The organism is Streptomyces thermovulgaris (assembly GCF_002155915.1).
Classification (GTDB): domain Bacteria; phylum Actinomycetota; class Actinomycetes; order Streptomycetales; family Streptomycetaceae; genus Streptomyces; species Streptomyces thermovulgaris.
Map to the genome: position 1 here is coordinate 1 of NZ_MUME01000501.1, position 6,259 is coordinate 6,259.

A 6,259-nucleotide genomic window follows, 5' to 3' on the forward strand; every position below is an offset into this window, starting at 1 on the left:
CGGGCCGTGGAGCGCCGGACTGCGGAGCGTGGCGGCTGAGCAACGGCGAGTTGCAAGACCCTGTGCCGTAGGTCACTCTTGTCTCACGTCACTCAGGGTTTACCGGCGATAACGCTGCGAACCAGCCCGCCGGCCACGACAGCAGGCGGCAGTGTCACGCAGGCGTCCTGCTGCATCCGAAACGTCGTGTTCTTCCGGACCTCAACGTCGGGGAGTCGCAGCCGTGATCAGTCACCCCAGCAGGCACTGCACGGTGGAGCTCCAAGCCCTGCCGTCGCGGATCGGTCAGGTCCGCAGAATCGTATCGGCGCATCTGCGCTACTGGCATCTGGACTCTCTGATCGACCGGGCCGCGCTCGGTGTGACAGAGCTGTTGACCAACGTCCATCTGCACGCCCAGCCGGACAAGTCGTGCACCGTGGAGCTCGAGCTGCTGCTCGACCGGCTCATGGTCTCCGTACGCGACCACGACCCGCGCCTTCCCGTGGTGGAGGACATCGGCAAGATCGCACCGCTGGCCACCGAGGGGCGGGGGCTGGCGATGGTGGCCGCGATGAGCGAGAGCTGGGGCGCGCGCCCCGACGGCGACCGGGGCAAGGTCGTCTGGTTCACCCTGCCGACCTCCGTCCCCCCGGCCGCGATGCCGGCACGCGTACCGGCCCTGGTGACCGCGGAGCAGCCCGCGCGCCGCCTCGCCGGTCCCGCTCCCGCCCGGTCGGCCGTCGCCGGCTGACCGGACCGGGCCCGGTGCCCGCCGGCACCGCCCCTCGCCCCTCGCCCGGGGCGCTCAGGCCAGCGCCGTCAGCGGGTCGTCCAGGACCGGCTGCCAGGCCAGCTCCGCCGCACCGACCAGGCTGTTGTGGGCCAGGGCGCAGGGAAGAATGGGGACCTCGCCGCTCTGACCCCACAGACTGCGGTCGGCGACGACGGCACGCAGGCGGTCGGGGTCCGCCTCGAGAAGGGTGCCGTGGAGACCGCCGAGGATGATGCGGTCGGGATTGAGGATGTTCACCAGGCCGGCCAGGCCCAGGCCGAGGCGGTCGACGAGGGCCTCGGCGGCCGCGCGGACGGCCGGGTCGTCGTAGTGGTGACGGATCAGGTCGTCGGCCTGCCGCAGCAGGGAGACCTCGGGGCCCGGCTCGCGGCCGGCGGCGGTGAGAAGGGCCAGCGGATCCGCCTCGACGTCGAGACAGCCGCGGCTGCCGCAGTGGCAGGGACGGCCCTCGGGGTTGACGGTGAGATGGCCGACCTCGAGCGCCAGGCCCGAACTGCCCGTGTGCAGCCGTCCGTCCAGCACCAGCGCACCGCCCACGCCCCGGTGTCCGGTCGCCACGCACAGCAGGTCGCGGGCGCCGCGGCCGGCGCCGTGCCGGTGCTCGGCGAGCGCGGCGAGGTTGACGTCGTTGGCGGCGAACGCCGGTCCGGTGATCCCGGCCGCACGCACATGCTCCGCGAACAGCCGGCGCACCGGCGCGCCCGGGGGCCAGGCCAGGTGGAGCGGATTCAGGGCCAGGCCCTCCGGTTCGGCGACCGCGGAGGGCACGGCGAGCCCGGCGCCGACGCAGCGCCGGCCGGTCGTGCGCAGCAGCTCCGCGCCGGCCTCGACGACGGAGTCGAGCACCTTGGCCGGGTCGGCGTCGACGGTCTCACGACCGGACGCGGTGGCCACGATCCGGCCGCCCAGCCCCACCAGGGCGGCACGGAAGCCGTCGGCGTGCACCTGCGCGGCGAGCACGACGGGACCGTCCTCGGCGACCGAGAGCCGGTGCGAGGGACGGCCCTGCGAGCCGGCCGCCGCGCCCGGCCGGGCGTCCACCCGGATCAGGCCCAGCGCCTCCAGTTCGGCGGCCACCGCACCGGCGGTCGCCCGGGTCACTCCCAGCTCCGCGGTGAGGACCGCGCGGGTCGGGGCGCGGCCGGTGTGCACAAGCTCCAGTGCGGGCCCGAGCGCAGCGCGCCCCCGGTCCAGCCGCGTTCTCGAGGTGCTCCCTTCCCCCGCCGCCCGGGGGTCCGCCTTGCCGCTCATGAGGGCGAGTCTCCCATGATCCGCATCCGCCGCGGCCAGGGGCGTGGCCTATGCGCCGCTCACCCTCAGGGTGATGTTCAGCCGCCCGGTCAGGCCCAACTCCGGTGGGGCCGTGCCCGGGTGGACCCGCGGCACGCCGTGATGAGCGAAGCGGGAGGGGCCGCCGAAGACGAACAGGTCGCCGCCGCGCAGTTCGACGTCGGTCCAGGGCCGGGCGCGGGTCTCGGTGTTGCCGAAGCGGAACACACAGGTGTCGCCGAGGCTCAGCGACACCACCGGTGCGTCGGACCTCTCGTCGCTGTCGCGGTGCATGCCCATGTGCGCGTCGGCGTCGTAGAAGTTGATCAGGGCGACGTCGTACGCCTCTTCCGGGACCGCCTCGGGGCCCAGCGCGTCCGCCACCGCCCTGCGCGCCAGCCCGTCCAGCCAGGCGGGGAACGGCTTGACCGGGGCGCCGTCGCCGTCGACGGCCGTGCGGGCGTAACCGTACGGGTACCAGTGCAGGCCGAGGCAGACCTGCCGTGCGGTCATCGTCCCGCCGCCCGGGGTGCGCACCGTGCGCAGACCGGCCGGCGGGCGGGCCCACGCACGGCAGGCGGCGAGCAGCCGGTGCTGGAGCGCCGGGTCCAGCCAGTCCGGTACGTGCACGGCTCCCGGAGCGATCCGCGCACGGCTCCGGGGGAACAGCTCGGCGTTCATGCCTCCATCCTGCCGCAGCGGCGGTGAGCTGCGGCTCGGCCGGACCGGCGGCGAGGGGACCTCGGCTAGCCTGGCGGCGATGAACCAGCGTATGACGACTGCCTGGGGCGAGCCGGTGCTTGCCCGGTTTCCCGAGGATCCGCGCGACCGGCTGCGGGCCTGGGACGCCTCCGACGAGTATCTGCTGCGGCACCTCGACGAGCAGAGGGCGGATCTGTCCGGGACCGTCGTGGTCGTGGGCGACCGGTGGGGCGCCCTGGTCACGGCGCTGGCGGCGCACCGGCCGATACAGATCACCGACTCGTTCCTCGGGCAGGAGGCGACCCGTGCCAACCTCGCCCGCAACGGTGTCGAGCCCGGCACGGTGGGCCTGCTCACCACGCAGGACCCGCCGCCCGGCCGCATCGACGTGCTGCTGGTGCGGGTGCCCAAGAGCCTGGCCCTGCTGGAGGACCAGCTGCTGCGTCTGGCGCCCTTCGTGCACGAGGGCACGCTCGTGGTCGGCACCGGGATGGTGAAGGAGATCCACACCTCGACGCTGACGCTGTTCGAGCGGATCCTCGGCCCGACCAGGACCTCGCTCGCCTGGCGCAAGGCCCGGCTGATCCTCTGCACCCCGGACCCCTCCCTGGAGCGGCCCGCCAATCCGTGGCCGTACAGCTACGCGCTGCCCGACGGCATCGGCGCCATGTCCGGCCGGACCGTCGTCAACCACGCGGGGATCTTCTGCGCCGACCGTCTCGACATCGGCACCCGCTTCTTCCTGCGGCACCTCCCCGACGGCCGGGGCGCCCGCCGGGTGGTGGACCTGGGCTGCGGCAACGGTGTCGTCGGCACGGCGCTGGCGCTGGCGAACCCGGACGCGGAGGTGCTGTTCACGGACGAGTCGTTCCAGGCCGTGGCCTCGGCGGAGGCGACGTACAAGGCGAACGGTGCGCCCGGGCGCGCCGAGTTCCGGATCGGCGACGGGCTGGAGGGGGTGCCGGCGGGCAGTGTGGACCTGGTGCTCAACAACCCGCCGTTCCACTCGCACCAGGCGGTGACGGACACCACGGCCTGGCGCATGTTCACCGGCGCGCGGCGTGCGCTGCGCCCCGGCGGCGAGCTGTGGGTGATCGGCAACCGGCACCTGGGCTACCACGTCAAGCTGCGCCGGCTGTTCGGCAACAGCCGGCTGGTCGCCAGCGATCCGAAGTTCGTGGTGCTGAAGGCCGTCAAGAGGTAGCCCCTTCGGCGCCGTCAGGAGGCGGCCCTTTTGCCTCTTCGGCCTCTTCGGCCTCTTCGGCCTCTTCGGAAGGCCGTCCCTTCAGGAGGCGGCCCCCGCACGGGGTGTGCCGACCGCTTCGATGAGCCGCCGCACCTTGTCCGCCATCGCCTCCCGCGCCGCGCCGAGATAGGCGCGGGAGTCGACCGCCTCGGGACGGGCGGCGAGGAAGCCGCGGATCGCGCCGGTCATCGCGAGGTTGAGGGCGGTGCCGACGTTGACCTTGGCGATGCCGCCGGCGACGGCGGCGGTCAGTTCGCCGTCGGGCACCCCGGAGGAGCCGTGCAGGACGAGGGGGACGTCCAGGGCGCCGGCGAGACGCTTGATCAGGTCGTGGTCGAGGGACGCGGTGCGCTCGGTCATGGCGTGGGTGTTGCCGACGGCCACGGCCAGGGCGTCCACCCCGGAGCCGGTGACGAAGGCGTGCGCCTCCTCGGGGTCGGTGCGCGCCCCGGGGGCGTGGGCGTCCAGCGGCGGTGCGCCGTCCTTGCCGCCGACCTCGCCCAACTCGGCCTCGATCCACAGCCCTCGGGCGTGTGCCCAGGCCGCGGCGGCGCCGGTCGCGGCGAGGTTCTCCGCGTACGGCAGCCGGGAGGCGTCGTACATCACGGAGCTGAAGCCCGCCTCGGGCGCCTGGCGCAGCAGGTCGTCGCTCTGCACATGGTCGAGGTGCAACGCCACGGGCACGGCGGCCCGTTCGGCCGCGGCGGCGGCCGCGCGGGCGAGCGGCAGCAGCCGCCCGTGGCGGAATCTGACCGTGTTCTCGCTGACCTGCAGGACGACGGGCGCGCCGGCCGCCTCGGCGCCGGCGACGACGGCCTCGATGTGCTCCAGCGTGATGACGTTGAAGGCGACGACGGCGGAACGCGCGGCGGCGGCGCGGGCGACCAGCTCGCCGGTGGCTGCAAGCGGCACGGTCTGTTCTGGCCTTTCCTGCGGGCTACGGCGTGAGGATCACCGAGCGGGTGAGGTGGCGGGGGTGGTCCGGGTCCAGGCCGCGGGCCTCGGCGACGGCGACCGCGAGGCGCTGGGCGCGGATCAGTTCGGCGAGCGGGTCGAGTGTGCCGTCGATCCACAGCCCGCCCGTGGCGCGCACCTGTTCGGCCAGTCCCGGCGGGGCGCTGCCGAGCATCCAGGTGGCCGTGCCCCGGGTGGTGATGCTGATGGGGCCGTGGCGGTACTCCATCGCCGGGTACGACTCGGTCCAGGACTGCGAGGCCTCACGCATCTTCAGCGCGGCCTCGTGGGCGAGGCCGACGGTCCAGCCCCGGCCCAGGAAGGTGAACTGCGTGCAGTCGACGAGCCGTTCGGGCAGCGGGGCGGACAGCGCCGTGGCGGCGTCGGCGACGACGCCGTCGCCGTGCAGTTCGAGGTGGGCGCGCAGCAGGGTGAGGGCGGTGGTCGCGAACCGGGTCTGCACCACGGAGCGTTCGTCGGCGTAGTCGAGGACGACGACCTCGTCGGCGGTGTCCACCACGGGGGTGCCGGGGTCGGCGGTGACGGCCGTGGTGGGGATGCGTCCCTTCAGCTCCCCGAGCACGTCGAGCACTTCGGTGGTGGTGCCGGAGCGGGTGAGGGCGAGGACCCGGTCGTAGGAGCGGCCGTGGGGGAACTCGGAGGCGGCGAAGGCGTCGGTCTCCCCCTGCCCCGCCCCCTCGCGCAGCGCGGCGGCGGCCTGGGCCATGAAGTACGACGTGCCGCAGCCGACGATCGCGACCCGCTCCCCCCGTGCGGGCAGTGCCCGGGCGTGGGCGGCGGCCTCGCCCGCGGCACGGGCCCAGCACTCGGGCTGGCTGGTCAGCTCGTCCTCGACATGGCTCATGCCCGTCCTCCCGCATGCGCTGGTTCCTGCAGGAGAATGCCACTTTCCGACCGTTTTCAAGCATGCGCCGGGTGAGCGCACGGCAGCAGCCCGTGTGCGCCCGGGGCGCGGAAGGCCGTTGGCGCAGGCCGCTGTCGCCGTGCGGCGTGCGCCGGCGGGCGCGGCCGGAACCACCCGTCGGGCGGAGCCGGCCGGCGGATCGCGCGTCCGCGGCCGTACGAGCCGGTCGCCCCACCGGTGGACCGCTCCGGCACCACGCCTTCGCCCCCTCCGCCCGTCCGGGCCGGCGGACACGGCGGAAGGCCAATGGGCACGGCGGAGGGCCGGCGGACACGACGGCAGGCAGGAGCGGGCACGGCGGACGGGGAGAGCGGGAGCGCGGGATGCGGGCCTGCGCCCCCCTTGCTCGCACCTCCGGGGCGGCCCTGCCGCCCCGGAGGTGCGAGCA

The 6,259-nt window shown here is 74.5% G+C and carries 6 protein-coding genes; 2 read left to right on the forward strand and 4 right to left on the reverse strand.

The window, feature by feature from the left end; genetic code table 11:
- The first annotated feature begins 223 nt into the window (after positions 1-223).
- Positions 224-733 (forward strand): ATP-binding protein, encoded by a 510-nt coding sequence (locus CCN35_RS26800; RefSeq protein WP_067389459.1) that lies wholly within the window; start codon positions 224-226, stop codon positions 731-733.
- Between the two features lie 54 nt (positions 734-787).
- On the opposite strand, the gene CCN35_RS26805 is transcribed toward CCN35_RS26800, so the two are convergent.
- Together CCN35_RS26805 and CCN35_RS26810 are read right to left on the reverse strand one after the other, a co-directional pair.
- Entirely contained in the window at positions 788-2,026 is a 1,239-nt protein-coding gene (locus CCN35_RS26805; protein WP_067389456.1) for an ROK family protein, read from the reverse strand.
- 48 nt (positions 2,027-2,074) lie between these two features.
- Positions 2,075-2,725, reverse strand: coding sequence for an alpha-ketoglutarate-dependent dioxygenase AlkB family protein (locus CCN35_RS26810; RefSeq protein WP_067389453.1), 651 nt, complete (start codon positions 2,723-2,725; stop codon positions 2,075-2,077).
- A 91-nt stretch (positions 2,726-2,816) separates the two neighbouring features.
- On the opposite strand from CCN35_RS26810, the gene CCN35_RS26815 reads away from it, so the two are divergent.
- On the forward strand, positions 2,817-3,950 hold the full coding sequence (locus tag CCN35_RS26815) for a methyltransferase (RefSeq protein ID WP_067389450.1): 1,134 nt from the start codon (positions 2,817-2,819) through the stop codon (positions 3,948-3,950).
- Between the two features lie 81 nt (positions 3,951-4,031).
- Here CCN35_RS26815 and CCN35_RS26820 read toward each other — a convergent pair whose 3' ends face one another.
- Positions 4,032-4,904 carry a class II fructose-bisphosphate aldolase gene (locus CCN35_RS26820; protein WP_067389448.1) on the reverse strand — a complete coding sequence of 291 codons (873 nt, stop codon included), beginning with the start codon at positions 4,902-4,904 and terminating at the stop codon, positions 4,032-4,034.
- A gap of 25 nt (positions 4,905-4,929) precedes the next feature.
- Complete coding sequence (locus CCN35_RS26825) at positions 4,930-5,811, reverse strand: SIS domain-containing protein (RefSeq protein WP_067389445.1); 882 nt, start codon at positions 5,809-5,811, stop codon at positions 4,930-4,932.
- Positions 5,812-6,259 lie beyond the last annotated feature (448 nt).